Raw genomic sequence first — 25,866 nt, forward strand, 5'->3', positions numbered from 1 at the left:
TACCAGTAAAGTGTTATAAACCTCTTTTTGGAAGTTCTATTTTAGTTGTTACTGTGAATAGAACGAACATCGAACTATTTTAAACACAATTTCAAAAACACAAAAAAATACTTGACAATTCAGAAGATTCGACAGATAATGTGAAGCTTGAAAAAATTGATATTCCTTATGTCTAGGTACCAGGCGGTAGCATTTTTGCATATATAAACGGAGACAGTACCGGAAAAACAGTTCTTCTCAGATCCGACATCGATGCACTTCCCATACTGGAATCCGAGACTAATCTAAAGAATAAAAAAGTATGTATTTCCAAAAATCCTGGTGTTATGCATGGCTGCGGCCATGACGGCCACATTGCTATGCTTCTTAGCGCCGCAAAAATACTGAAGAATATGGAAGCATCCCTAAATGGACGCGTTGTCCTTATGTTTGAGGAAGGAGAAGAAGGACATCGGAATATAGAAAAGCTTCTGGCTTATATGGCAGAAAAGGACATGAAGTTTGACACCTGCTACGCCTCTCATGTGCGTTGGGACATTCCCACAGGAAAACTTTCCTGCTGCCAGGGTTCTGCCATGTCAGGCCTTTACCACTTCGTACTTGAAATAAACGGAAAAGGCGGACACGGTTCCAGACCGGATCTTGCCCACAGTGTAATTGACTGTTTCCATGACATATATTCCAACCTTGATACACTCCGGCTAAAATACATAAAGCCAAACACCGTTCTGACCTGGTCTCTGGGCTCTGTCAATGCAGGAGCAACCTTTAACCTGATTCCCGACAAGCTTACCTGCGAAGGAAGCATCCGAATGATGGATCGAAACAGCGGAGAAGAATTTATCAAAGAATTTGAACGAATTGTTGCTGCAATTTGTCCTCTTAATTACTGTACCTACCAGTTTAAATTGCTGGAACAGCTTTTACCTACAGAGAACTATCCTGCATGCAGAAAAACCTATCTTGATTCGATCAAGAAACAGATCGGCGAAGATGTCATATATGATTGTGAGCCATGGATGGCATCTGAAACCTTCAGTTATATGTGCAGCCTGTTTCCAGGTGTAGAAACCTTCGTGGGAATAAAAAATGACGAATTAGGTTCCGGCGCTAATCACCATACCCCGGAATTTGATCTGGACGAGGACGGACTTACCTATGGTACTGCCGCTGCCGTCAGCTACGTTTTGGAATACTTTGAAAACACGCCTGACACTTCTGCTTTTGAACCTGCATACAACAGCATCAGCGAACTGATTGCGACATTTGGTCAACAGCCAGGAAGTACCGAATATATGGATTTGATGCTGAACAGCAACAATTTCGGAATTGACGGTACTGCAGAGCTGCTTGCAAATATAATTCGTAAAAATTTCGGATTATAGATCTTCCTAGAGCGTGTTTGAAAAAGGCTTTCTGCAAGATGTGCGTCACAATTTGTGGGAGATTTTGTCCGGATGAGGGCGCCGTAGCGGGCTACGGCAACCGAATTCGGGTGAAATCTCCCGCAAAGTGGGGCGTGCAGATTGCGAGAATGATTTTTCAAACAGTCTCTAATGTACTTATGCTGCCTCACGCCGCATATTTTACCGATCAGGCACTGGAAGATATGGTGCACAATTCACTGATTGTAACAAGCCAGTATTTTAAAACTATGAAAGAGCAGCCATAAGCAGTCTTCGCCAGCCCACAAACTAAGAATCCCCTCCACAAAAGCAACTGCTGCATAGTGGAGGGGATTCTCATTTACTATAAAATTTATGAATATTTACTGCCTTGCACAATTTCCAGCTTCCCCGGTCATAATCTCAATGCCATGACCAAGAGCTCCAATAATGTATTCCAGACTCTCCTTTACTGCTTTCGGACTGCCTGGAAGATTAATGATCAGAGTCTTTTTCCGGATTCCGGCTGTGGCGCGGCTGAGCATGGCGCGTTTTGTGATCGTCATGCTGTAGGCGCGGATGGCTTCCGGGATTCCCGGAACCTTACGTTCTGTGATATCTTCGGTGGCCTCCGGCATAACATCCCGCGGGGAAAAACCTGTTCCACCAGTAGTCAAAATCAGTTCTGCCTGATTCTCATCTGCGATTTCCGCCATTCGTCTGGAAAGCATGGCACGGTCATCCGGAAGAATATCCATAGATACTACCTGATAGCCTTCTCTTTCTGCGATTTCCTTAATTGCCGGACCGCTTAAATCTTCCCGCTTGCCCTGATATCCCATATCACTGGATGTGATAATTGCTACTCGTTTCATTTTTCTCCCCCCTTCGTTTTTATTTCTTTGAATAAAAAATCTCCACTCTTACCGCCAGTTTTCTCTACCAGGTGAATATCCGTCATCACCATATGCTTGTCGATTGCCTTGCACATATCATAAATTGTAAGAAGAGTCACCTGCACACCTGTAAGGGCTTCCATTTCCACACCGGTTTTACCGTCTGTCTTCACAGTGCAAAAAGTGCGGATAATTCCATTTTCTTTTTCAATTTCGAAATCAATGGTACATTTGGTAACCGGCAAAGGATGGCACATAGGTACCAGATCCGAGGTGTGCTTCACAGACATGATCCCGGCAACTCTGGCAACGCCAAGAACGTCTCCCTTTGCCACAGTGCCTGCAGTAAGATGCTCCATGATTTCTGCTCCAACCTGGATAGAACCTGTTGCAATTGCAGTTCTGTGGGTAATCGGTTTATCCGAGACATCCACCATAACAGCATTACCATTTTTATCAAAATGGCTTAGTTTATTACACATAATTCGTCCCTTTTTATAACAATATTAACCTATTATATTATATTCCGGCTATATCAGATGGACGCTTCCGGTCAAAATCAGCAGATTTCAGATCCTGTCGGCATATTTTTTTCAGGGCTGACTACGCATACATTTCCCTCAGCATCCTCTGCGCAGAGAATCATTCCCTCACTAAGAATTCCTGCAAGTTTCGCTGGTTTTAAGTTGGTTACTACCATAACCTTTTTGCCAACCATTTCCTCTGGTGTATAGTAAGCCTTGATTCCAGATACGATCTGGCGAACCTGGCTTCCGATCTTAACCTGAGAGCAAAGAAGTTTCTTGGATTTCTTCACTGCCTCACAGGCAATAACCTCACCAACCTGGAACTGAAGCTTTGCAAAATCATCAAATGTGATCTCCGGCTTCGCCTCAATATCTACAACCTTCTCCTCTGGCTTTTCTTCCTTCGGCTCTTCTTTCGGTGGATGAAGCTCGTTTACTTTTTCCATAACTTCTTTGATGTCCATACGGGCAAAAAGGATCTCCGGTTTGTCTGTTACCTTGTTTCCTGACGGATACAGTCCAAATGTCTTCAGATCCTCAAGAGTTCTCTCAGAAGCATTTAACTGACCAAGGATTCTCTTGGTTGTGTCCGGCATAAAGGACTCAAGAAGAGTGGTTCCAATACAAATGCCCTCAACCAGATTGTAAAGAACGGTTGCAAGACGATCCTGTTTGGACTCATCCTTTGCAAGTGCCCATGGCATTGTCTCATCAATGTATTTGTTGCAGCGTTTGAAAATAGTGAACACTTCTGTGATGGCATCTGCTACACGAAGTTTCTCCATCTTTGCATCAACTTTTGCAGGAACAGAAAGAATGAAGTTCTTCAGATCATCGTCAACTGGTTCTGTTACGCCTTTATTCTCTACCACGCCGCCAAAGTATTTGTTTGACATGGAGATGGTACGGTTTACCAGGTTTCCAAGAGTATTTGCCAGCTCGGAATTCATACGCTCTACCATCAGCTCCCAGGTTATCACACCATCGTTGTCAAACGGCATTTCGTGAAGTACGAAATAACGGACAGCATCAACGCCGAAGAAATCAACCAGCTCGTCTGCGTAGATAACGTTTCCTTTGGATTTGCTCATTTTTCCATCGCCCTGGAGAAGCCACGGATGACCGAATACCTGCTTCGGAAGAGGCAGATCCAGTGACATCAGGAAGATTGGCCAGTAAATAGTATGGAAACGGATGATGTCTTTTCCAATAAGATGAAGGTCTGCAGGCCACATCTTGTTAAACAGTTCAGAATTGTCTCCATCACAATCATAACCGATTCCGGTAATATAATTGGTCAGTGCGTCCAGCCATACATACACAACGTGTTTCGGATCAAAGTCTACCGGAATTCCCCATTTGAAAGAGGTTCTGGATACACACAGATCCTGAAGTCCCGGAAGAAGGAAGTTGTTCATCATCTCGTTCTTACGGGATTCCGGCTGAATGAATTCCGGATGTGTCTTAATGTGCTCGATCAGACGGTCTGCGTATTTGCTCATTTTGAAGAAATAAGCCTCTTCTTTGGCTGGTACGCATGGGCGTCCGCAGTCCGGACATTTTCCGTCTACAAGCTGGGATTCTGTGAAGAAGGACTCACATGGAGTACAGTACATTCCCTCGTACTCTCCCTTGTAGATGTCCCCTTTTGCATACATTTTCTTGAAAATCTTCTGAACCTGTTTCTCATGGTCTTCATCTGTGGTACGGATGAATTTGTCATAGGATGTATTCATCAGATCCCAGATATTCTTGATCTGACCGGATACGTTATCAACGAATTCTTTAGGTGTAACACCTGCTTCTTCTGCTTTCAGCTCAATCTTCTGGCCATGCTCGTCAGTTCCGGTCTGGAAAAATACGTCGTAGCCCTGCTGTCTTTTATAACGCGCAATGGCGTCTGCCAGAACAGCCTCGTAGGTATTGCCAATGTGCGGCTTGCCGGATGTATAGGCAATGGCTGTGGTGATGTAATATTTTGGTTTACTCATTGTATTTCCTCCTTTTCTGTGTAACAAAAAGAGCTGGTTAAACTTCTCCTTCCTGTCACAACATAAAAAAACGTCTTCTCAAATATACTGAGAAGACGAGTTATCCCGTGTTACCACTTCTATTCATTCCCGCCTCACGGTACAGATGGAAAAACCATCTTCGGGAATCTCACCGGGTACCTTCATACCCTTACGCTATAACAGGCGTTCCTGTCGCAGCCTAAATTACTTCAACTGCGCCCCTCCAAAGCCATCTTCCATCTGTTCCATACACACCCCCTCTCAGCCTGGAAAAGCAACTCTTAACTGCTCATCTCCCGGGGGATTCTCTGTAATGCGGTACGCAAATGTACTCTCTTTTTCTATGGGTTTGGCTTATAAATTCATATAAAAGAGCGTATCACATTTTAATGGGTTTGTAAACCCAAATTTATCATTTTACAGCGATGCAATATTTATAATTTTAGTGTAAATTTAGACAAATTACTATTGACAAATTTGCAATTATCTTGTATATTAATATCAGTAACAATTACTATTATTGAGAGAAAGGAGGAATCAGATGGCCACATTGAAATACAGCCGCCAGAGAGAATCTATTAAGGAGTTTCTTACTGGCAGAACCGACCATCCCACCGCTGATTTTGTTTATGAGAATATGAAGCAGATTTATCCAAACATCAGCCTTGGAACTGTATACCGAAACCTCTCTCTTCTCGCTGATCTGGGTGAAATACAGAAGCTTTCCAGCTTTGGCGGAGCAGACCGATTCGATGCCCGCACCGTTCCCCATTGTCACTTTATGTGCACCCGCTGCGGCAGAGTGATGGACGTATTCAGCGAACATATTGATAAAAGCCTTGAGAGTATTGCAGCTGACTTTAAGGATGGTCAGATTTCCGATTATAAAGCAAGATTTTTCGGAATTTGCAAGGAATGCCTGAAGGAAGAGTCTCACTAATCAGTTGAATAAATTTTTCATTTTCTGATCATAGCTATTCTGTAGGGAATTACAGCCGCTCGACAAGCAATGGCCACAGCACCAAACTTTAAGTGAACATTCGATCCTGTTAGAAAAAAGTTTCAATAACTCTTGACAAGCAAGAAACAATATGTTACCATAAAACAGTAATGATTACTATTATTAAAAACTAAATAAAAATTTTATATAAGAAAAGGAGAATTTAATTATGGCTAAATGGGTATGTAGTGTATGTGGTTATGTTCATGAAGGTGACACAGCTCCGGAAGTATGTCCAATCTGCAAGGCTCCGGCTGAGAAATTTACGAAACAGGATGATGAAATGGCATGGGCAGCTGAGCATGTTGTGGGCGTTGCTAAAGGTGTCAGCGAAGACATCCTTGCTGATTTAAGAGCAAACTTCGAGGGCGAGTGCTCTGAGGTTGGTATGTATCTTGCTATGGCACGTGTTGCTCACAGAGAAGGATATCCGGAAGTTGGTATGTATTATGAGAAAGCTGCTTATGAAGAAGCAGAGCACGCAGCTAAATTCGCTGAGTTATTAGGTGAAGTTGTTACAGACAGCACCAAGAAGAACCTTGAGATGCGTGTAGCAGCTGAGAACGGCGCTACAGCTGGTAAGACTGATCTTGCGAAACGTGCTAAAGCAGCTAACCTTGACGCAATCCATGATACAGTTCATGAAATGGCAAGAGACGAGGCAAGACACGGCAAAGCATTCGCAGGTCTTCTTAAGAGATACTTTGGAGAATAATTTTTACCGGGGAATCGCATAAAATAAAGCTTTTTATAAAAGGGAATCACTTTCGTGATTCCCTTTTTGGGCAGACTTCCGTCATTTTTAATATGTAAATCAGGTGTCCCTAACCCATTTTTCACTCTTAAAAACTCTCAAAATGTGTCTCTCCCTTTTCGTTTAATTTGTGCGGACCACAGCCCCTCCCAGCATAGCTTTTCTCTCTATTTTTTACTTAATTTTCTGTAAATTCATACAACGGCATATTGTTCTCATCATATAAAACAATCATCATAACCGCATTCACCTCGCCGGTTGCACTTTCAAAGCATAATAAATAATAGCCGTCACGGTCTAATGATTTCACAATATAACGTTTTTCCTGATTTCCAGATGTAATTGTTCGGATCAGTTTTCCATCTTCGATTCGCCAGCTTCCATTAATCTCAGGCCAGTTGGGATTTATTTCTTCTCTTGTGCGATAGCTGTCATCTGTTCCAAAGCTTCCAAGCTGTTTTGTATTACCATCTGCGTCATATTCATAAAGGTCTCCGGCACCAGTGGTTCCGCCAATTGCCCAGTTGACCGTATAATACCGGAATCTGCATGGAAAAATGGAGGATAATTCCTCTTCTGTTAAAGTCTCAAACTCGTCTGCATGAGCTTTGAAGTAATAAAATCCACTTTCATAGTCATTATCCGCATCTGTATGATTCACATATGCAGCAATAAAATCATCTTTGGATTTTATAACCTTCTCCGCCTGTGCAAGCTCTGCTTCCTGTTTTTTCCTGCTGCTTTCCTGCGCTTCTTCTATTTCATGTTTACTTTTTCTTTCCTTCCTGCCTTCCTCATCTAACGGCGCACCATATCCGCCTTCATCAATTAGCTCTGCGATATTGCCTGCTTCCAATGCAAAGCTATATTTAGATGAACCAAGATTCAGTACACAACGTATATCATTTCCTTCATATAAACATTTCACAATATCTTCTCCTGAAGATCCGCTGACATAAACATTGCCATTGGGTTCCTCACCTAGCAAACCATATTCATATACCGTATTTATACTTCCAACTTTTATTTTCAATTCTTTAGAATCAGAAGAAAAATAAGTAGCAGGGGTATCCTTATACTCTAAAAGTTTAAAAGATAAATCATAACAATAATCAAATTCATCAAAATTAATATATGCTGTGACAAGCAGATCACTACCGGTTGTTGCCGTGTTGCTAAAGGTTCCGGAAACAACCGTACTTATAACAGATTGCCCCGTTGCATCCCCGAAGTCATCTACTACCGCAACTTTTCCCCAGGAGTTATTGTTTCCTTCATCCGTACTGGAATCCTCTTCTATTTCTGAAACTACCTCTGCATTCTCTTCCCCATAGGAAAGCGTTGGAGACATAAATACACACCCCAATGCCAACGCCAGCGCTAATGTTCTTTTCTTCATCCTTTGACCCTCATTTTTTGTAATTTTATTTGAGACTGATAAGTTATCATATAATAATAGGAGGAAGGAAAGCAATTACCTGAAAGCATAGTACAAGAAGAAATTATTACTGTTCACGACCTTCACAGCAACACGCTTCGCGATGCACAGAAATCATACTTTGCAGGATTCTGCTACTGCAGCAGGGAGTCTCGGCGGCATCTGCCATTGTGCCGTAATATAAAAAGAGTTACAGACCGCAAAATGATTAATCTGTAACCCTAAAACTCTTATTAAAATATTACTTGAACGCTATATAAAAAAGCCCTCACAGAGCATTACTCCGAAGCAGTCTCAAAATTTGCCTTCGCCGTATCCACCGAATACTCTGCTTTATTATCAATGTCCACATCATTTTCTGAGAAAGTACTTCCCGCGAAATCAAGGACTTCATTCCCAGGTAGATTCTCAATGCAGACCGCCGTTCCATTTCCGGTAAATGTATTATTCAGATAGTTGGGCGCTGTACCATAAGCCATGCTGCTGTTAAACTTCAGTGCAATTTTATTATTGGTAAAAGTACAGTCCATTGCATTTACCCAGGCTTCATTATTGGCAATTGCAGCCGTATCCCAACCATTAAAACTGCATTTGGAAAGTAAAGTAAGACAATACGCGTTCACCCCAATTCCAGAATTCCCTTTAAACTGGATTCCTGACATTTCCGCGTAATTTCCATTCAATCCGCGCAAGCTGACGGTTCCTGTGAAAGTAGTCACGTCATCTCCGTCTGAGCTGCCATAAATTCCCCACACATGATTTCCAAAAACAATATCACCATCATAAGTTACTGCCGGAAGATGAAGGTAAACCGGAGTTTCCGATGACACCTCTTCCTCAATGGAAGCCAGCAATGCATTCAGTTCCTCTGTGGTCTCCATAGGCGTATCCTCTGAAAAATAGGTAACTGCTGCTTGCTTTTCAATGGTAAGCCGTGTGCTAAGAGAAATCGTATCTCCGTTTTTCATCGTCAGGTTCCACAAGATATCGTTAGTACCGCTGTCTGAGGTATAAATAATATCAGAAACATATGCTGCATTTGGAAAACTCTCGTTATGAACCGGTTCTACATAATCTACCTTCCGGGAATTTTCTCCAGGTTTTGTATCCACCTTACAGGAAACTACCTTTTCTGTAAATTCTTCCCACGCCAGTTCTCCAGTCTCCTGATCCAGAACATACAGCTGACATGGAAGGGCACTCTCCATTCCCTGTGCCAGTGTATCAGTACGTTCACCCTGGGCATGTCCTGTTACTCCATCATCTTCGGAAAAATTCAACAGCATTTTATAAGATTTTCCTTTGTCTGTATAAACCACCTGCGCCCCTCCCTCATAGGACTTCGGACGGTGATGCAGGGAAAAAGCTGCTCCAACAGCTGCCAGAAGCACTACCACAGCAGCTGCTCCAAAAGCCGCCTTTCTCCATCGTTTCGGTGCTTTTATCTCCTGTTTTTCCTTCTGGACTGCTGTACAATGAGGACAAAAAGAAGCATTGTCCGGAAGAGGCTGTCCGCATTTTATACATTTTTTACTCATATTTTTCTCCTATTACGATATATTTATGGTTAACATACCTTATAGCTGGTACATCGTTTTCGAAATAACTATACCACTCACTTGTCTGTGAATCCGATTGCACAGGTATAAAAGCCTCGGCGTAGCCCGCTACGCCTGCGTTTTTATACCTGCACACTCGAATCCACATCCTACGCGATTGGTATAGTTATTTACGAAACGATGTACTAGTAAGTAATTATCCATCTTGTATTATAAATTTACAGGCTTTTTTCCAGAGACCATAAGCTTTTTATGCTTTACAAAACCTCCATCAGATGAAGGATATTCTTGTATCTTTTCTCCGGATTTACCATGGTACAACGCTGGACGATCCTGCCCATTCTTCCGCTGGCAAGCTTCCTGGAGGGATGTTCCCCAGTCAGCATAATGTTCAGCAGAACTCCCAGTGCATAAATATCCGCACGCCCATCAGACTGGGAGAGCCCATACTGTTCCGGTGCTGCAAAGCCTGTGGTTCCAAGAATCTGTGTATCTTCTCTGTTTTCATTTTTATAAATTCTGGAAGCATCAAAATCGATAAGAACCGCTTCGGTTCCACGTATGATCACATTATCTGGCTTTACATCTCTATGTACAACTCCCAGGGAATGAAGCACCCACAAAGCCATGCACAGCTGGCGGGTGATCTGCTTTGCCTGTGCCGCTGTCAAAAGTCCGCCCTGTAAAATCTCCCCCAGCGTATCACCTTGCACATATTCTTCCAGAAGAGCTGTTTTTCCCTCCTTTTCCCCCACCTCCATGATCTGGGGCAGATTGGGACAGGATACCGTAAGAAGCTTCCGGTACACTTCACTGCTGCCGGAAAAATGTCTGAAAATATAGCGGTTTCCGCTTGCCCTGTGGCGTATCAAGGTTACTTCGCCCCGCTCGCTTTTTTTGATCAATGTGACCCTGTCATATTCGTCACAAACTGCGCCTAAAAGACTGTCATAAATTTCCATATTTCTCCTTATCACCAACTATCATTCCCCAAATGGACATATCACCTGCACGCTATGAGAATCAGCTGTTCCTCGCCAATGGCACTCCCACAGCTATGGAACACTGCCAGAGGGTAACAACCACTATGCTGACTGCATATTGTTTTTCAGAATTTTTTATAGTATAGTTTTATTTGATTGTATTGTTAAAATTATTTTAACTTATTGACAAATTATTGTAAAGGCGCGAATATGAAAAAGAAAAATACAGATGGTTTACAGCAGGAGCTTATGGATTCCCCGGATCTGAGCCAGTTTCTGTCCCAGAACCAGGAGCAATTTGAAAATAAGAGTGTGGCAGAATTATTAAACCGTCTGTTCGAGAAGAAACATATCTCTAAGGCAGCGCTTGCCAAACAGGCCGGTATGAGCGAAATATATCTCCATCAGATTTTCGCAGGCCGCCGTAATCCATCGCGGAATCGTCTGCTGTGCCTGTGTTATGGGCTTGAAGCGACGGTTGACGAAACCCAGGAACTGCTGAAGCTTTGTGGAATGGCACAGCTTTATCCGAAATTAAAAAGAGATGCCATTATTTATTATGGACTGCTTCATAGGCTTAAGTTGTTTGAAATTAATGATAAACTTTTTGAGGAGAATGAAGAGACGTTGTTTTAATTCTCTTCACCCAACGCCTAATGATACAAAACTTAGATTCTACATGTTACAAAGCACGTTGTTGTGCACAGGTTACTGTTCACTGGTAACATTCCGCGAGGTGTTTTTCGTGAACAAAGTTCACAGAAAACCCGAGAATTAAGTTTGCGCAGCAAACGCTACTTCTTGTGCTTGTCACAAGAAGGTTCGTCTTTCTGTGCATCGCGGAGCGGTTACTGGTCACAGAGTGAGCAGTAACGTGCACAGCAGAAGTTGTTATTTGATTTATAATTTCTTCTTGCCACCACTTTTATAATGTGCTATTATACCACCAGAAACAAATGGGAATGAATGTCTCCCCGGGATCATCCCGAACCGCTTATTAAGCTGATGACTTCTGTGATAACAATTGTCGCAGGAAGCATCAGCTTTTCTGCGTAAAAAGGAGGAATTTATAACAATGTTAACATCTCTGGCTTTTATTTTTCTTGTGGGACTTTCCCTGGCTGCTATTTGCCAGATACTGAAACTACCGCGTATTATCGGTATGCTGATCACCGGTATTTTACTGGGACCTTATGTGCTGAACGTATTGGATCCGTCGATTCTGTCCATCTCATCGGAGCTGCGGCAGATCGCGTTGATCATTATCCTGCTGAAAGCGGGACTTTCCCTGAATCTTGCCGATCTGAAGAAAGTGGGACGTCCTGCCATCATGATGGCCTGCATTCCTGCAACTTTCGAAATCCTGGCTTACTTTTTGCTGGCACCGTATTTTCTGGGAATTACCAGACTGGAAGCGGCTGTGATGGGCGCTGTAATGGGTGCGGTATCCCCGGCTGTAGTTGTCCCAAGAATGGTACAGTTGATGGATGAAAAATACGGCACAGCCAAAAGCATTCCCCAGATGATCCTGGCAGGCGCTTCCTGTGATGATATTTATGTGATCGTGCTGTTTTCCACATTTTCTACTATGGCACAGGGCGGCAGCGCACATTTGAAAGATTTTATCAACATTCCGGTTTCCATTATCCTGGGTATTGCACTTGGAAGTGTGGCTGGTTATCTTCTTTCCTTGTTTTTCGAAACTGCTTATGCGCACAGTCATATGGTGCGAAACAGCATGAAAGTGATCGTAGTAATGGGCGTGGCTTTCCTGCTTATGTCCATTGAGACATGGCTGAAGCCTGTGGTTTCCGTCTCCGGACTTCTGGCTGTGATAAGCATGGCTTGTGTTTTGAAGCTAAAATGCACCGCCTCCGTTTCTGCCCGCCTTTCCCAGAAATTCGGGAAACTATGGCTGGCTGCTGAAGTCCTGCTTTTTGTACTTGTAGGTGCTTCTGTAGATATCCGCTATACCTTAAAAGCCGGTCCTGCTGCCCTGGCCATGATCTTTGCAGCACTTCTGATCCGTACCCTGGGCGTTTCTCTTTGTGTTACCGGAACAAACCTAACATGGCGGGAAAGACTGTTCTGTTCCATTGCCTACCTTCCGAAAGCAACCGTACAGGCAGCGATTGGGTCTGTTCCAATGGCTATGGGACTTTCCTGCGGGCAGATCGTGCTTTCTGTGGCTGTACTGGGAATTCTGATCACTGCACCACTTGGAGCAATCGGGATGGATTGCAGTTATAAGAAGCTGCTTTCCAGGGAAATCGATAAAAGCCAGATATTCTCTAGCTAACATATAACGATACAGGAAAAGTGGAACATTCTGTTTATTAATTTTAAAGAATGTTCCACTTTTATTTTTTACTCTATTCCAAATTCTTCCATCAGATGTTGACAAAATTCTGGGTCTTTTGCTATTCTTTTACAATCTTCTATGCGATTTTCTTCTAATAATTTATCTATCAATCGTGCCATAGAACTTCTTCCCTCTGCTCTTCCCTCCGCTCTTCCCTCCGCTCTTCCCTCCGCAAGACCCTGGGTTCTGCCCTCAGTAAGTCCCTGGGTTCTGCCCTCTGCGAGTCCTAATTCACGTGCCGCCTCTTTTTCCATTTCCATTTCTTCCCATCTCTGCATATATCTCACACTCACTTCCTCACTGGATTTGATACTGCATATACGCTTCTGCATCTTATGTATTCTTTCGCTTTTACAGCCATCTGCCATGTCCTGAGTGGTATGTTCAATATAATGAAGCAATTCTACCAGCTCCGGACTTACTTCATCTGGATTTTCCCCATGGGTATTCAGAAAAATGCGGGTAGCGCCATCCTCAAGCGATACAGATGGATCCTCTTTACAGGTCATCTCAAATGTATACATATATTTTCTCTTCCCAAACAAATCAAACGGAGCTATCAGAATAATATAAATATCATTCATTTTGTTAAAATCACGTTCACCGGGTTTTAATAATTTCGCATCAATAATACTTTCGTAATATCTGCTTCTTTTGGGAAGATTCTTCGTATTCGTCCCCTGTACCTCTGTATCATATACAACTTCATCTGTATCCTTTGCCCACACATCCACTTTAGCAAAACGATACGCTGGTGAAATCCGTGCTTCTTTTTCTGTCTGGGGTAGGTGCTTCAAAACTACATCTTTTCCAAGAATAATTTCCAATACATCCCGCATATTCTGCGGATCTTCCATCGCCTCAGCAAACAGAAAACGGTCCAGCAGGTTCAAATCCTTTAGATCTTTCATCCATCAGTTCTCCTTTTATTATATAGTTTTCTATATTGGAAGTAAAGAATAACTGTGCACCGTTTTTCTGTTTTTCCTCTATAACCATACCTTACAAAATCACAGCTTAAAAGTAAAGTTTTATCGTTCGAAAAATTATCCCATAAAATTACAAAATCCGCTCTGGTCATTTACATTTCCAGCATATATAATGATGTCAGATGCATAAGACCGCTCACAGAACACTTTTTGCAAAGAATCGCAAATTTATTTTCATATTTTACGGAGGCATTTCCCATGATAAATTTTGATTTTTACACTCCTACCAGAGTTCTTTTCGGTGCAGACCGGGAAAACGAGGCTGGCAAACAGGTTGCCGCATTTGGTGGGCATAAAGTTATGATCATTTATGGAAAAAAAGGAGGACATGTTGAATCATCAGGACTATTGGAACGTGTACATCAGAGCCTGAATGGAGCCGGACTTTCCTATATAGACTTTAGTGGCGTGGTTCCCAATCCTCGCCTTTCCCTGGTAAAAGAAGGGATCCGCATTGGACGGTCGGAAGGTGTTGACTTCCTTCTGCCAATTGGAGGCGGCAGCGTAATTGATACAGCAAAGGGAATCGGTTACGGAATCGCCAATGATTTTGAAATGGAAGATCTGCTTTACGGTCGTGTTAAAACAGATAAAAACCTGCCCATTGGCGTTATTCTTACAATCGCTGCCGCAGGCTCTGAAATGTCTTCTTCTATGGTTCTCACCATTGAAGATGGTATGATGAAACGTTCCTACGGGCACGACTGCTCCCGCCCTAAATTTGCTATTATGAACCCCAAACTTACCTATAGTCTTCCCGCTTACCAGACAGCCAGCGGCGCAGCTGATATTATGATGCACACTATGGAGCGTTATTTTACCCCTACAGACACAGATACCATCCTTACTGACCGGATTGCAGAGGGACTGATGATTTCCGTTCGTGATGCCGCCCAGGTTGCTGTAAAAGACCCTGAGAACTATGACGCCCGGGCTACTCTCATGTGGGCCGGAAGCCTTTCCCATAACGGTCTGACCGGTGCCGGAAGGGTATCTGATTTCGCCACACATAAGATTGAGCATGAACTCGGCGGTATGTTTGATGTAGCTCACGGAGCCGGACTTGCATCTGTCTGGGGAAGCTGGGCTAGATATGTGTATAAGACAAATCCGGGAAGATTTGCACAGTTTGGTGAGAAGGTTTTCGGAATTGATGCTTCCCAGACCAGCGATTCTGATATTACGGATACTGTTCTCGCATCCATCACTGCCTGGGAGACCTGGTGCCACTCTATAGGCATGCCAACCACCCTTACAGAGCTTGGAATCCGCCCAACAGATGCTCAGATTGAAGAAATGGCTGAAAAATGCGTATACGGAAGAAATGGGCATGTTGGGTTCTTTCAGAAATTGGAGAAAGAAGATATTGCCTCGATTCTTCACGCGGCTATCTAATTATAGATACATTCTATAATTTTCTGACAGTATTCTGCAAAATATTTTTCCAAATTAATTATTACAAAATTTCTGAGAACTATAACGTAAAATCATTCAAATACATGATTTATTTCACAAAAATTCCGGCAGGCAAATGAGAATTTTCCGTTACTATACATCAAGTAACCTGTAACATTTCCCATCTGTCTGCCGGAATTAAAAAAAATCAAGCTTTCTTTTTTATGCTGCTCATTTGCAGGATATTATTTGTTACTGTTCACGCCGAAACCAGTAACTATTATTTTTCTTTATTTCCCTGTTCTCTCTTCTTTTTTCTATAATTCATAACTACTGCAATTTCCGCAGCAACCAGAAGTGCTCCCAGAATCACATCCACTGTGATAAATGTTTTTCTCCATGCAGGCATCTTTGTTGCGTTCTGATATGCCTGCTCTGTATAAGCACCACTGTTCACTACCGTATACAAAATATTTTTAGATGCCTGGCGAAGAGCTTTTGTCATAGTAGCACTCTTGTCTGTAATATGTGCAAACTGGCTGACCATATTTAACATCAGATCAGTTCCTGCACGTACACCAGCATCTGCATTCTGATAACCATATCCGCCAAAATAGTCTGTAATCGCAGCTCCACGGAATCCCCATTCGTCACGAAGAACTTCTGTCATCAATGGCTTACTTGCCCCAACCCATGTTGTTCCAACAAAGTTAAACGCAACCATAACACCAATGCTTGTTCCTTCAAAATTCTTTATAGCCAGTTCAAATGGTTTCAGATAAATTTCACGCATTGCCTGTTCGGTCGTCCAGGTACAGAGCATTTCCCTGGTATTAATTTCCTGGTCGTTCAATGCAAAATGTTTCAGATATGCATACACGCCTTTTGTTGCGGCACCATTAATTTCAGCTGCACCAATATAGCCACCAAGCACACCATCTTCTGAATAATACTCAAAATTTCGTCCACCAAATGCTGAACGGTGTGTGTCCATAGCAGGTCCATACCAGCCGTAGTTATCAATATCTGCATATTCCTGTCCCATTGCTTCACCAAATTTCTCAGCAATTTCTTTACTCCAGGTCTGTGCAAGCATTACCTCCACACAATATGAGGTTCCATAATGCTGTGTCATAAAGTTGTTAACACCTGCTGGTCCGTCACATTCTGCAGTCGCAATTTTATCGATAGATTTGATTGCCGCTGTATGCCAGCCACCAAATTCGATCATATTTTCCATTTCATCATAAGTCAGCTCATCAAGCAGATCATCCCACTTTGGATCTTCATAATCCAAACCTCTCAAGTCTGCTAGTTTCACATTATTCTTAGCTCCGGTAACAGGCATTTCATCTGAATCATTATTATAAACTGTTCCATCATAATTTGCATTTGAAACATAAGTTGCAAGAAGCTCATCACTCATAGTGTGCTGCTTTTCAGATGGAGCAGCTGTTGCTTCTTTATAATTTGCAAAGCTGTCTTTTCGTGAAAGATAAGTAATATCACAGCTATCATCGCCCTCTACATCTGCAAAACGTGTTACAGCTGCTGTATCATCAGATCCTCTTGGATTGCTTTCATCATATATAACCGTGTCAGATACCTTGTAAGTCTTCTCATCCAGTACATTATGGGAATCTGAACGAAGGCTGATTTTATAATCACCTTTTTCAAGTACATAGCACTGATTTTCATAGCTGTCGAAAGAGGCCATATCATCGCGGCTGAAAGAAACCGTTATAGTCTGACTCTCTCCTGGCTGAAGCAGATTGGTTTTTTCAAACTGAATCAGATTTGCAGAAGCTTTTTCAATACCACCGTTCGTATACGGAGGATTATAATATACTTCTACAACATCCTTTCCTGCTGTGTCTCCTTCATTTGTTACCGTTACATCAAACGTAATATTTCCATTTTCATCTTCCTGGATCTCTCCCATTTTCTGAGAAAACTTGGTATAAGAAAGCCCATAACCGAATGGATACTGCACAAGGGCATCATAATCGATCAGTCCTTCCTCAGCTGCCGTTTCGTAAAATTTGTATCCCACATATATATTCTCATTGTAATCTACAAAAGTTCCAGGCTGAAGAGAGCCATTATCTGCTGCAATAATCTCAGCTACATAATCCTGGATGTTGTCATAGGTAAAATCTCCAATATTATTAAAATACGGAGTCTGTGTTAAATCTTTCACCCATGTATCTACTGTTTTACCACTTGGATTTACTTCACCGGAAATAATTTCTCCAAGAGCATTAAATCCTGTACTTCCAGCACCAGGACAAAGAAGTACACCTTTAATCTGCGGATACTTATCTGTCCAGTTCATCTCCATGGTGTTTGCACCATTATATACAACAATTACATTATCAAAATTTTTGCATACAAGAGCCACCATATCCTGTTCTGTTTTATCCAATGTCAGATAAGACTGCCCTTTTTCAAAATCGTCATAATCTCCATTATTGGTATAGGTTCCATTTTCTGCAATAGACTGATTATCCGGATCAAAACTATCGTTATGGATCACTTCATACATATCCGTCGGAAGATCAAAACATTCTCCGCTGACACGAGCTACCACCACTACTGCGTAATCAGAAAAATCCTTCGCATTTGCCAGCATTTCCTCACTATATGCATCTGCTGTAGGCTCTGGCAGAGTGTAATCCTGTACCGAGGTACCAGCTTCTGGCCTTGCATCGGCATAATTTTTATAAAAATCTGTCAATTCTGTGTTTAACTCAAATCCTGCATTTTCAAGTCCCTGCAATAACGATACAGAAGTTGAAGAATCAGAGGCTCCTGATCCGGATCCGCCATAAATCGGATTTGTTGAAGCCCATCCAAATACATTCAATTTTTTTACATCTGTAACAGGAAGCACTTTATCTTCATTCTTTGCCAGAACGATTCCTTCCTCCGCCGTCTCCTGCACGGTATTTCTAGATGCTTCTTTTGCTTCTTCTGAAATATCCTTTTTCTCAGCCAGAGCTGCATTCAAGGTATCTCCATAAACACCGAAACAAATTGTGTTTACACACACTACTACAGCCAGCAGCCATGCAAACAGCGCCTGCCATCTGATCAGACATTTCTTTAGCTTATCCATTTTGCGGACTGTTACTGCAACTGCAATTGCAACAACCAGAAGAACTGCCAATACAATCAGGTATCCTGAAATTGTACTCAGGACCATTTTCACATCTTCTGTACTAAAAGTCATTTCTTTTTTCCTCCCTTGTTTTTCTATAAGCCGCAGATCTTCCCAAAACACATTGTCTTACTTTACTTTAACTGTGTGTTTTTTGCTCTAGCAGCTGTAAAAATTCACAAGGGAGACCATAACATAATTTTATATGGTGCAGAAAAATTTTACCTATTTTGACATTCTCCTTACATAATTGGTATCAACACTTTTATTACAAACCAATTATCTTCACATTTGATTTGAACATGACCATTGTATTTTTTCACTGTATAAATAATACTGGTGACGCCATATCCATGTCTTGTCTTATCCTCTTTTGTAGTCACCGGAATACCTTTTTTAAATTTCAATTGTTCATAGCAACAATTTTCAAAACGAATAATCAGAAACTGATTTTTCTGATACACTGCTCCCTGAATGATCCTATCCTCTTCCTCTTCATATTTCGCAACACACTCCATAGCATTGTCTATAATATTACCAAAAATATTGCTGATATCACGTACTGCCAGATTCTGTAGAAGCCTTCCATCCGCATTACAGATAAACTGTATATTTTTCTGCGCGCACTGCATCTGTTTCTGTGTCAAAATCGAATCCAAAACTGCATTCCCCGTTACTTTCTGTGAATCGTACTGCTGTACTGCCGCTTCCAGTTCTTTCAGATAGGACTCCCTTTCTTCCGGCGAGCAGGCATTTCGAAGTGCAGCAATCTGATGTTTCAGATCATGGCACTGACGGCTGATATACTCTGTATTCATTTTGAAATCCAGATATTGTCTGTACTGAAGATTCAGCATATGATTAATAGCTGTCAGTTCTTTCTTCACGTTTTCTTCCTGCCAGCTACGTTGAAGAAAAAGAATTACAGCAATCGCTCCAAAATCTACTAAAGTTCTGACAACTGCCAGAATCATTCCTGCATCTATTTCCACTGTTGTACGATAGTTTACACGGTAAAAACCCAGATTTCCAACAATCATTGCAAGCAATGCAACTAGAACAAATATCAGAGTCTGCCGTCTTTCCATACGTGTAAAATGCTCTGAAATTCTTTGTTCCAAATAATAAAAAAGCCCATACATCCCCCCAAAAGAAATAATCAATATAACCATTGCTTCCACATTCAACAAAGTATCTCCACCTATAAGCCAGTAACTTAACAGCCATTCCGCTGATGCTGCTAATTCACCGGCAACAAAGCCGACCATTCCGTAGCCTACCGCACTGAAAAAATCCACCTCACAAATCACCCATATACATAGAATCATAAAGCAGACACTGATCACCATATCTACGATCCACTCAACAGTATTTCTCTGCAGCCAGGTTACAATTACAAAATTCAGTACCAGAATCATTATTCCAGACAACAACGTTCCTAATATAGAATAAATCTTAGATTTTCTTTTTTCCAGTAACAATATCATTACTGTAATTCCCAGCCACTGTGCCAATGCTGTAATTAACCTTGGAAGTCCCGGCAGTCCCGCTTTAAACATATTCTCCCTCTCCCATATACTCCGTCAGAAGCTCCATAAACTCTTTTTTCCTGGATCTGCTTACGGTCAGTGTTTCGCCATGTATCTGAATCTCATTGTTTCTCACACTCTGAACTTTTGCAAGATTTACGATCAAACCACTATTGCAACGAAAAAAAGGCTTCCCCTCCAGTCTTTTTTCCATTTCCTTAATTGTACAGTAAAACGTAATAATTTCGTGTTCCAAATGAATGTGAAGATAATGTTCTCTGTTTTCCATATAAAAAATATCTTTCAAACCTACATTCCGAACTCCCGTAGGAAACTGTAAAGACAGGTATTCCACCTTTTTACTTTCCAGTTCCCTTAATGCCCTGTCCATCTGTTGTGAAAACAGTCTATAGCGCACTGGTTTCAGAATGAAGCCTCTGGCTTCTACGTCATATCCCTGTATGGCGTACTCTGCCATGTTTGTAATAAAAATGATAATAACCGCTTTATCTTTTTCTCGGATTTTTCTTGCAGTTTCCATTCCGTCAATATGTTTCATACGGATATCCAGCAAAATGACTTGAAACTGTTTTGCATATTCATCTAAAACATCAATTCCATCACAATAGCATCTGCTCTGTATGGCAATTTCCCTTTCTCTGCTATATCTGGAAAGGAAATCAACCAATTGTTCTCTATATTTTTCCTCATCTTCTACTATCGCTACATGAATCATTTTGTCTCCTTCCCCTCAGCAGGCTCATCACATTCAGCCTTGCTTCGCCGCCACAGCTTCCCCAAGCCTGTTATAAATTGTTTTTGCATCTAACAGATGTGGTACTCCTGTAGCATCCGCCGGAGCGCCCGCGGTTACTAGAATATATTCTCTGTCATAGATCTGGGCAAAGCTTGCCAGACAGTGTCCTGCTTCAGACGTGTATCCCGTTTTCCCTCCCAGGATTTCACCGCCAGTAACCGTAGTATCCGACATATTTTTAAACATGGTGCTATAATAGGTAATTCCATCCGGATGTACATTAGTCGCCGGAGTGGAATGAAAATGGCTCTCGATCACGTCCCGGAATGTATCATTATGTAACGCGTATTTCAGCAGCAGTGCAATATCATAAGTCGTACTATAATGTTCCGGGTCATGGAGTCCTGTACAGTCCATAAAATGGGACTCTTTCATTCCTATGGATTTCGCCTTCTGGTTCATCCTTTGCACAAAAGCCTCCTCCGATCCAGATACCGCATCGGCCAATGCCAGACAACACTCTGCTCCAGACGGCAACATCGCCCCATAAACCAGATCCCGCACCCTCACACTTTCCCCTGGCCGGAACCCAGCCTGTGTAGCGTCCTGTCCATCCAATGCATAAAAAATATCATCGCTAAGTGTGATCTCACCGTCCAAATCCGAAAATGCTTCCAACGCCACAATCGCCGTCATGATCTTTGTCATAGAAGCCGGATAAATCCGTTCCTCTCCATTCAGATCCCCGATCACCCTGCCACTCTTCACATCCATCAAAACCACATTAGAGCTATTTACTCCCGTTACATCCAGCTCCTTCACCGGCGGCCCATCAAACCTCCCCAGGAACCCCGAAACCTTCGCCCCCAGCCCCCTGTTCCAGCAAAAAGCCCCCGCCAGCAACACCAGGATCAGAATCTCAATCAGCGCACTAACCACCATCCTGCGCCTCTGCAGTCTCTTACGCTGACTCCTGCTACCGCTTCCATTTCTCCTAGCCCTATTTTCTCCCCGGCTTCCAGTCGCTGCTCTATCCGTATTTCCTCTTTGGCCGCCTCTTGTTACGCTCCCCATATTCCCTCTTCGGACACTTTCCCTTGATCTGTCTTTATTTCCAGCCTGATTGCTTTCATCTTCCAACCTGCCAGTCCGTCTATCCCCTCTATCTCTATACTCTGCCATCCGCAAAGCACCACCTTTCTCATCTATTCCTACATTATACACCATCCCATCCTATCACACCATTCTTTAATTTTCCTATAACCGCCTACCTCTACCACCAACGCAGCGTTCTCTCTTTCCATCACACCCTCCTCCACCAGCGCAGCGCAGCGTCCGCGTCCCTCCTACACTCTTTCCCGCCTTGAATACACAGCCGGGGGATGGTGCTGGGGCCGGGGACTTCGTGGCGGGTTCTTGCAGGGACTTAGAGGGCTGGTGGTTACGTTGCCCAAAGATAAGGACACTGTCTGAGCTCCAACGGAGCGAGTTTGTCCTTATCTTTGGGCGCTCTTAGTAACCACCAGCCCTCTTAGACCCTGCAAGGTTCCGCCACCAGCCCCCGGCCCCAGCACCATCCCCCGGCGTACCTCACCCCACAACGCAAAAAGCACCCACCTCGCGGTGAGTGCTCTTCATTCTCATCTATTAAGCTAATTTGATCGGGTTGATCTTCACTCCAGGACCCATTGTCGGAGCAATAACAACGCTCTTTAAATACTGTCCTTTCAGTGTGCTAGGTCTAGCCTTTACAATAGCTCCAATCAGCGTCTGGAAGTTGTCGCTTAACTGCTCCTCAGTAAAGGAAGCTTTACCGATCGGCACATGGATAATGTTTGATTTGTCAAGACGATACTCAATCTTACCAGCTTTGATATCATTGATAGCCTTTGTAACATCCATAGTTACAGTACCAGCCTTCGGGTTAGGCATTAAACCTTTCGGTCCAAGTACACGACCAAGACGTCCAACAACACCCATCATATCCGGAGTTGCTACAACAACGTCGAAGTCAAGCCATCCCTCGTTCTGGATCTTCGGAATAAGGTCCTCAGCGCCAACGAAATCAGCACCTGCTGCCTTAGCTTCCTCAGCTTTTGCATCCTTAGCGAATACAAGAACACGAACAGTTTTACCTGTACCGTGTGGCAGAACTACTGCACCACGGATCTGCTGATCTGCATGACGTCCATCGCAGCCTGTGCGGATATGAACTTCGATAGTCTCGTCAAATTTGGCAACAGCAGCTTTTTTAACTAAGCTGATAGCTTCATTAGTATCGTATAATGTTGCGCGGTCAACTGCCTTAGCAGCTTCCACGTATTTCTTTCCTCGTTTCATTTCTATAACCTCCTGTGGTATTTGCGGGGAAAAGCCCTCCCACTTACTATTTGTGATTAATCAACTACTTCAATTCCCATACTTCTTGCAGTACCAGCAATCATGCTTGCTGCTGCTTCGATGGATGCTGCATTTAAGTCTTTCATCTTAAGCTGAGCGATCTCCTCAACCTGAGCCTTTGTAACTTTAGCAACTTTTGTTTTGTTCGGTACGCCGGAACCGGATTTAATGTTTGCAGCTTTCTTAAGAAGAACTGCAGCCGGCGGAGTTTTGGTTATGAAGCTGAAACTTCTATCTGCATAAACAGTGATTACTACAGGAATGATCATACCATCCTGATCTGCTGTTCTCGCATTGAACTCTTTTGTAAACTGAACGATATTTACACCGTGCTGTCCAAGAGCCGGACCTACAGGTGGTGCTGGAGTTGCTTTACCAGCGGGAATCTGTAATTTGATATATCCTGTTACTTTCTTTGCCATTTTCGGCACCTCCTATGTGGTATTGGCGGGGGTATGTCCCTCCCACGATATTGTGTTACCTTTGTCTGTTACATTTTCTGAACTTCTGCGAAACTGATTACAACCGGTGTTTCGCGTCCAAACATCTCTACATTGATCGTTACAAGCTGCTTCTGCGGATTGATGGCAGTCACAACGCCTGTAGTCTCTTTCCAGGCTCCGCCTGTTACAACAACAGTATCGCCCTCGACGAAATCAACGCGGACAGTCTCATCTTTGATGCCCAGCGGCTTCATTTCCTCTTCTGTGAGCGGTACAGGCTTGGATCCCGGACCAACAAACCCAGTCACTCCACGGGTATTCCGGACAACATACCAGGTATCGTCGTTCATGACCATGTTGATAAGAACATAGCTTGGGAACATTTTTCTCTGAACCTGCTTGGAAACACCATTACGCATCTCCACAACGTCTTCCAGAGGAACCCGTACTTCCAGAATCTGATCCTCAAGATGTCGGTTTTCAATTGTCTTCTCAATGTTGGCCTTTACCTTGTTCTCATAACCGGAATAGGTATGGACAACGTACCATTTTGCTTCTGACATACAATCACCTTTGTCCTTATTTGATTAAAAGATTAATGCATTCCAGAATGCCTGCATCCATCACACTGATGATCACACCGAGAATTACGGTTATGACAATAACAACAACTGACTGTTTCATCAGTGTATCGCGGTCTGTCCAGACAATTTTGTTGAACTCTGCCTTCAGCCCCTGGAACCAGGATTTCTTCGGCTCCTTAGCCTTGGCGGTCTTGCCTGCAGATTTTTCTTTTTCTTGCATAGCCTAACCTCACAATCTAAAGTGACTATTTTGTTTCCTTGTGCATTGTGTGTCTCTGGCAGAACTTACAATATTTCTTGGTTTCCATTCTCTCAGGATGGTTCTTTTTCTCCTTGGTCATATTGTAGTTACGCTGCTTGCACTCTGTACATGCTAATGTAATCCTAACGCGCACAACTTCCACCTCCAGTGTTTTCATTTGCATGGTCTTAAATCAGCCTTTTCGGTGTATCCGCCACCGTTTTTCGGCATAAAAAAAAGACCTAACTTCCATGTCGCTTGTACAGTTTACCACACAGCGGACATATCCGTCAAGTCTTTTGTATATAATTCTTAAGGATTTTTTGACTAAAAATGAGCTCCAATCCATGCTGGATAGCAACAAAAGGCAGTAGTGTCACAGAAGCTCTGTAAAGCCCTTGGACGGCAAAGAAAAATCACTTTCCATGCACACTGAGAAAATATAATCCTCAAATTCCATTGTCCTGAAAAAGCCTGGTCTTTCTGGTGATTTTCCCAGAACAAAGCCTTGATCTTTTCTAATGATCTCGAAAGAATCAAGCGGAAGGCTCATTCCCCTGCCTGTCATTTTCATATAGCTCTCTTTTAACGTCCAAAGTGTAAAAAAAGCTTTGCCCGGGTCTGAAGCAGCTTCTATATATTTCCGCTCTGCTGAATAGAAATAATGCTCCGCAATTTCCAGAGGCGCATTGACATTCCGCTCAATGTCGCATCCCACTTCACCATCCGACACTACTCCTACCACATAGTCTCCAGCATGGGAGATATTAAAATGGAGATGGTCCGCCAAAGGCTTCCCGTTTTCGGAATATTTCAGGCTGCTTTCGGAAAGTCCGTTCCCATTCAGGATCTTCCGGATCATAATTCCTGCGCCCAGACTTCTTTTGCGGTCATCCGGCTGAAGATACCGGATGACCTTTTTTCTCCTCTCTGGTCCAACTTGTTCCAAAACGTTTTCATTCTGCAAGGGATCCTCAAGAGTATTGATATTGATTCTATATAATTTTATCATTTCTTACTATAAAAGAACCGGATAGTAACCGTGGATTCCCTATGTCTACTCCAGACAGATTACTGTTCACTCCAATCACAGCAATACGCTTCGCCATGTACGAATTCAACCTTTATTTTTTCTCAATATTGATCTTCTGGTCAAATCCGGTAAGGCTGAAAACATCGTACACTTCATCAGAAACATTTACAATCCTGAAGCCTTCCTTGCCTGCCATCTTCTTATAAGCGGCAATTACCAGACGAAGTCCGGCGGAAGAGATATATTCCAGGTTTGCAAAGTCAAATACCAGGCTTGTTGTGCCAGGATCAAGTGCTGACAGCTCCTTTTCCAGCTGCGGTGCAGTCTGGGTGTCAAGCCATCCTGTAATCTCCATAGTTACCTTGCTGCCCTCTGTCTTACTTACAATTTCCATTACAATTTCCTCCTTTAAGTTGCGT

General features: G+C 42.8%; 26 protein-coding genes, 1 riboswitch and 1 other annotated feature. Of the genes, 7 read left to right on the top strand and 19 right to left on the bottom strand.

Annotated elements, in window-relative coordinates:
- Positions 1-191 precede the first annotated feature (191 nt).
- Entirely contained in the window at positions 192-1,385 is a 1,194-nt protein-coding gene (locus I2D69_RS11870; protein WP_173718547.1) for an amidohydrolase, read from the top strand.
- On the opposite strand, the gene I2D69_RS21100 is transcribed toward I2D69_RS11870, so the two are convergent.
- Positions 1,271-1,525, bottom strand: a complete 255-nt coding sequence (locus I2D69_RS21100; protein WP_306467818.1) for a DUF6783 domain-containing protein — start codon at positions 1,523-1,525, stop codon at positions 1,271-1,273. The genes I2D69_RS11870 and I2D69_RS21100 overlap by 115 nt on opposite strands.
- Between I2D69_RS21100 and I2D69_RS21105 the strand changes: the two genes are divergently transcribed.
- On the top strand, positions 1,424-1,672 hold the full coding sequence (locus tag I2D69_RS21105; RefSeq protein ID WP_173718515.1) for a DUF6783 domain-containing protein: 249 nt from the start codon (positions 1,424-1,426) through the stop codon (positions 1,670-1,672). The two genes, I2D69_RS21100 and I2D69_RS21105, sit on opposite strands and share 102 nt — an antisense overlap.
- Before the next feature lie 96 nt (positions 1,673-1,768).
- Here the strand turns inward: I2D69_RS21105 and I2D69_RS11880 are convergent, their stop codons facing one another.
- From I2D69_RS11880 to metG, 3 genes are all read right to left on the bottom strand, one after another.
- Complete coding sequence (locus I2D69_RS11880) at positions 1,769-2,260, bottom strand: MogA/MoaB family molybdenum cofactor biosynthesis protein (protein ID WP_148463758.1); 492 nt, start codon at positions 2,258-2,260, stop codon at positions 1,769-1,771.
- Positions 2,257-2,763 carry a cyclic pyranopterin monophosphate synthase MoaC gene (moaC, locus tag I2D69_RS11885; protein WP_118577929.1) on the bottom strand — a complete coding sequence of 169 codons (507 nt, stop codon included), beginning with the start codon at positions 2,761-2,763 and terminating at the stop codon, positions 2,257-2,259. The genes I2D69_RS11880 and moaC overlap by 4 nt, the downstream gene beginning before the upstream one ends.
- Before the next feature lie 77 nt (positions 2,764-2,840).
- Entirely contained in the window at positions 2,841-4,799 is a 1,959-nt protein-coding gene (metG, locus tag I2D69_RS11890; protein WP_148463757.1) for a methionine--tRNA ligase, read from the bottom strand.
- A gap of 88 nt (positions 4,800-4,887) precedes the next feature.
- Positions 4,888-5,173, bottom strand: a binding site (T-box leader).
- A gap of 188 nt (positions 5,174-5,361) precedes the next feature.
- Between metG and I2D69_RS11895 the strand changes: the two genes are divergently transcribed.
- Positions 5,362-5,760 carry a transcriptional repressor gene (locus I2D69_RS11895; protein WP_118577930.1) on the top strand — a complete coding sequence of 133 codons (399 nt, stop codon included), beginning with the start codon at positions 5,362-5,364 and terminating at the stop codon, positions 5,758-5,760.
- A 229-nt stretch (positions 5,761-5,989) separates the two neighbouring features.
- Positions 5,990-6,535 carry an NADH peroxidase gene (locus tag I2D69_RS11900; protein WP_148463755.1) on the top strand — a complete coding sequence of 182 codons (546 nt, stop codon included), beginning with the start codon at positions 5,990-5,992 and terminating at the stop codon, positions 6,533-6,535.
- Between the two features lie 217 nt (positions 6,536-6,752).
- On the opposite strand, the gene I2D69_RS11905 is transcribed toward I2D69_RS11900, so the two are convergent.
- From I2D69_RS11905 to I2D69_RS11915, 3 genes are all read right to left on the bottom strand, one after another.
- Positions 6,753-7,973, bottom strand: coding sequence for a hypothetical protein (locus I2D69_RS11905; protein ID WP_173718528.1), 1,221 nt, complete (start codon positions 7,971-7,973; stop codon positions 6,753-6,755).
- Positions 7,974-8,290: 317 nt separating this feature from the next.
- Positions 8,291-9,550, bottom strand: coding sequence for a zinc ribbon domain-containing protein (locus I2D69_RS11910; protein WP_195379950.1), 1,260 nt, complete (start codon positions 9,548-9,550; stop codon positions 8,291-8,293).
- A gap of 278 nt (positions 9,551-9,828) precedes the next feature.
- Positions 9,829-10,533, bottom strand: coding sequence for a serine/threonine-protein kinase (locus tag I2D69_RS11915; RefSeq protein WP_148463804.1), 705 nt, complete (start codon positions 10,531-10,533; stop codon positions 9,829-9,831).
- A gap of 231 nt (positions 10,534-10,764) precedes the next feature.
- Here I2D69_RS11915 and I2D69_RS11920 point away from each other — a divergent pair, with 231 nt between their 5' ends.
- Together I2D69_RS11920 and I2D69_RS11925 are read left to right on the top strand one after the other, a co-directional pair.
- A complete protein-coding gene (locus I2D69_RS11920) occupies positions 10,765-11,190 on the top strand; it encodes a helix-turn-helix transcriptional regulator (RefSeq protein ID WP_148463803.1) in 426 nt (141 codons plus the stop codon).
- Positions 11,191-11,503: 313 nt separating this feature from the next.
- Positions 11,504-11,576: riboswitch (Fluoride riboswitch) on the top strand.
- 53 nt (positions 11,577-11,629) lie between these two features.
- On the top strand, positions 11,630-12,853 hold the full coding sequence (locus I2D69_RS11925) for a cation:proton antiporter (RefSeq protein WP_173717003.1): 1,224 nt from the start codon (positions 11,630-11,632) through the stop codon (positions 12,851-12,853).
- A 68-nt stretch (positions 12,854-12,921) separates the two neighbouring features.
- On the opposite strand, the gene I2D69_RS11930 is transcribed toward I2D69_RS11925, so the two are convergent.
- Positions 12,922-13,827, bottom strand: a complete 906-nt coding sequence (locus I2D69_RS11930) for an Rpn family recombination-promoting nuclease/putative transposase (protein WP_195379951.1) — start codon at positions 13,825-13,827, stop codon at positions 12,922-12,924.
- A gap of 276 nt (positions 13,828-14,103) precedes the next feature.
- Here I2D69_RS11930 and I2D69_RS11935 point away from each other — a divergent pair, with 276 nt between their 5' ends.
- Positions 14,104-15,300, top strand: coding sequence for an iron-containing alcohol dehydrogenase (locus I2D69_RS11935; RefSeq protein ID WP_195379952.1), 1,197 nt, complete (start codon positions 14,104-14,106; stop codon positions 15,298-15,300).
- Positions 15,301-15,580: 280 nt separating this feature from the next.
- Here the strand turns inward: I2D69_RS11935 and I2D69_RS11940 are convergent, their stop codons facing one another.
- From I2D69_RS11940 to I2D69_RS11990, 11 genes are all read right to left on the bottom strand, one after another.
- A complete protein-coding gene (locus I2D69_RS11940; protein ID WP_195379953.1) occupies positions 15,581-18,532 on the bottom strand; it encodes a glycoside hydrolase family 3 C-terminal domain-containing protein in 2,952 nt (983 codons plus the stop codon).
- A 170-nt stretch (positions 18,533-18,702) separates the two neighbouring features.
- A complete protein-coding gene (locus tag I2D69_RS11945) occupies positions 18,703-20,019 on the bottom strand; it encodes an ATP-binding protein (RefSeq protein ID WP_195379954.1) in 1,317 nt (438 codons plus the stop codon).
- On the bottom strand, positions 20,012-20,725 hold the full coding sequence (locus I2D69_RS11950; protein WP_195379955.1) for a LytTR family DNA-binding domain-containing protein: 714 nt from the start codon (positions 20,723-20,725) through the stop codon (positions 20,012-20,014). Before I2D69_RS11950 ends, I2D69_RS11945 begins: the two co-directional genes overlap by 8 nt.
- A 33-nt stretch (positions 20,726-20,758) precedes the next feature.
- On the bottom strand, positions 20,759-21,928 hold the full coding sequence (locus tag I2D69_RS11955) for a serine hydrolase (RefSeq protein WP_243243810.1): 1,170 nt from the start codon (positions 21,926-21,928) through the stop codon (positions 20,759-20,761).
- Between the two features lie 465 nt (positions 21,929-22,393).
- Positions 22,394-23,086 (bottom strand): 50S ribosomal protein L1, encoded by a 693-nt coding sequence (rplA, locus tag I2D69_RS11960; RefSeq protein ID WP_118577943.1) that lies wholly within the window; start codon positions 23,084-23,086, stop codon positions 22,394-22,396.
- A gap of 56 nt (positions 23,087-23,142) precedes the next feature.
- A complete protein-coding gene (gene rplK / locus I2D69_RS11965) occupies positions 23,143-23,568 on the bottom strand; it encodes a 50S ribosomal protein L11 (protein ID WP_117852954.1) in 426 nt (141 codons plus the stop codon).
- Between the two features lie 68 nt (positions 23,569-23,636).
- Positions 23,637-24,152, bottom strand: coding sequence for a transcription termination/antitermination protein NusG (gene nusG / locus I2D69_RS11970; RefSeq protein WP_173718537.1), 516 nt, complete (start codon positions 24,150-24,152; stop codon positions 23,637-23,639).
- A 16-nt stretch (positions 24,153-24,168) separates the two neighbouring features.
- Positions 24,169-24,393, bottom strand: a complete 225-nt coding sequence (gene secE, locus I2D69_RS11975; protein ID WP_173718538.1) for a preprotein translocase subunit SecE — start codon at positions 24,391-24,393, stop codon at positions 24,169-24,171.
- Positions 24,394-24,418: 25 nt separating this feature from the next.
- Complete coding sequence (gene rpmG, locus I2D69_RS11980; protein ID WP_117853039.1) at positions 24,419-24,568, bottom strand: 50S ribosomal protein L33; 150 nt, start codon at positions 24,566-24,568, stop codon at positions 24,419-24,421.
- 222 nt (positions 24,569-24,790) lie between these two features.
- Positions 24,791-25,381, bottom strand: coding sequence for a 4'-phosphopantetheinyl transferase superfamily protein (locus I2D69_RS11985; protein WP_243243811.1), 591 nt, complete (start codon positions 25,379-25,381; stop codon positions 24,791-24,793).
- Between the two features lie 157 nt (positions 25,382-25,538).
- Positions 25,539-25,841 (bottom strand): STAS domain-containing protein, encoded by a 303-nt coding sequence (locus tag I2D69_RS11990; protein ID WP_118577945.1) that lies wholly within the window; start codon positions 25,839-25,841, stop codon positions 25,539-25,541.
- Positions 25,842-25,866: the final 25 nt, after the last annotated feature.

This window comes from Ruminococcus sp. D54t1_190329_F1 (assembly GCF_015551645.1).
Lineage (GTDB): Bacteria > Bacillota > Clostridia > Lachnospirales > Lachnospiraceae > Blautia_A > Blautia_A faecis.

Coding starts and splice junctions, on each gene's coding strand:
- I2D69_RS21105 (WP_173718515.1), top strand. CDS start 1,424: ATGTGCGTCACAATTTGTGGGAGATTTTGTCCGGATGAGGGCGCCGTA.
- I2D69_RS11880 (WP_148463758.1), bottom strand. CDS start 2,260: ATGAAACGAGTAGCAATTATCACATCCAGTGATATGGGATATCAGGGC.
- moaC (WP_118577929.1), bottom strand. CDS start 2,763: ATGTGTAATAAACTAAGCCATTTTGATAAAAATGGTAATGCTGTTATG.
- metG (WP_148463757.1), bottom strand. CDS start 4,799: ATGAGTAAACCAAAATATTACATCACCACAGCCATTGCCTATACATCC.
- I2D69_RS11895 (WP_118577930.1), top strand. CDS start 5,362: ATGGCCACATTGAAATACAGCCGCCAGAGAGAATCTATTAAGGAGTTT.
- I2D69_RS11900 (WP_148463755.1), top strand. CDS start 5,990: ATGGCTAAATGGGTATGTAGTGTATGTGGTTATGTTCATGAAGGTGAC.
- I2D69_RS11905 (WP_173718528.1), bottom strand. CDS start 7,973: ATGAAGAAAAGAACATTAGCGCTGGCGTTGGCATTGGGGTGTGTATTT.
- I2D69_RS11910 (WP_195379950.1), bottom strand. CDS start 9,550: ATGAGTAAAAAATGTATAAAATGCGGACAGCCTCTTCCGGACAATGCT.
- I2D69_RS11915 (WP_148463804.1), bottom strand. CDS start 10,533: ATGGAAATTTATGACAGTCTTTTAGGCGCAGTTTGTGACGAATATGAC.
- I2D69_RS11920 (WP_148463803.1), top strand. CDS start 10,765: ATGAAAAAGAAAAATACAGATGGTTTACAGCAGGAGCTTATGGATTCC.
- I2D69_RS11925 (WP_173717003.1), top strand. CDS start 11,630: ATGTTAACATCTCTGGCTTTTATTTTTCTTGTGGGACTTTCCCTGGCT.
- I2D69_RS11930 (WP_195379951.1), bottom strand. CDS start 13,827: ATGAAAGATCTAAAGGATTTGAACCTGCTGGACCGTTTTCTGTTTGCT.
- I2D69_RS11935 (WP_195379952.1), top strand. CDS start 14,104: ATGATAAATTTTGATTTTTACACTCCTACCAGAGTTCTTTTCGGTGCA.
- I2D69_RS11940 (WP_195379953.1), bottom strand. CDS start 18,532: ATGACTTTTAGTACAGAAGATGTGAAAATGGTCCTGAGTACAATTTCA.
- I2D69_RS11945 (WP_195379954.1), bottom strand. CDS start 20,019: ATGTTTAAAGCGGGACTGCCGGGACTTCCAAGGTTAATTACAGCATTG.
- I2D69_RS11950 (WP_195379955.1), bottom strand. CDS start 20,725: ATGATTCATGTAGCGATAGTAGAAGATGAGGAAAAATATAGAGAACAA.
- I2D69_RS11955 (WP_243243810.1), bottom strand. CDS start 21,928: ATGGCAGAGTATAGAGATAGAGGGGATAGACGGACTGGCAGGTTGGAA.
- rplA (WP_118577943.1), bottom strand. CDS start 23,086: ATGAAACGAGGAAAGAAATACGTGGAAGCTGCTAAGGCAGTTGACCGC.
- rplK (WP_117852954.1), bottom strand. CDS start 23,568: ATGGCAAAGAAAGTAACAGGATATATCAAATTACAGATTCCCGCTGGT.
- nusG (WP_173718537.1), bottom strand. CDS start 24,152: ATGTCAGAAGCAAAATGGTACGTTGTCCATACCTATTCCGGTTATGAG.
- secE (WP_173718538.1), bottom strand. CDS start 24,393: ATGCAAGAAAAAGAAAAATCTGCAGGCAAGACCGCCAAGGCTAAGGAG.
- I2D69_RS11990 (WP_118577945.1), bottom strand. CDS start 25,841: ATGGAAATTGTAAGTAAGACAGAGGGCAGCAAGGTAACTATGGAGATT.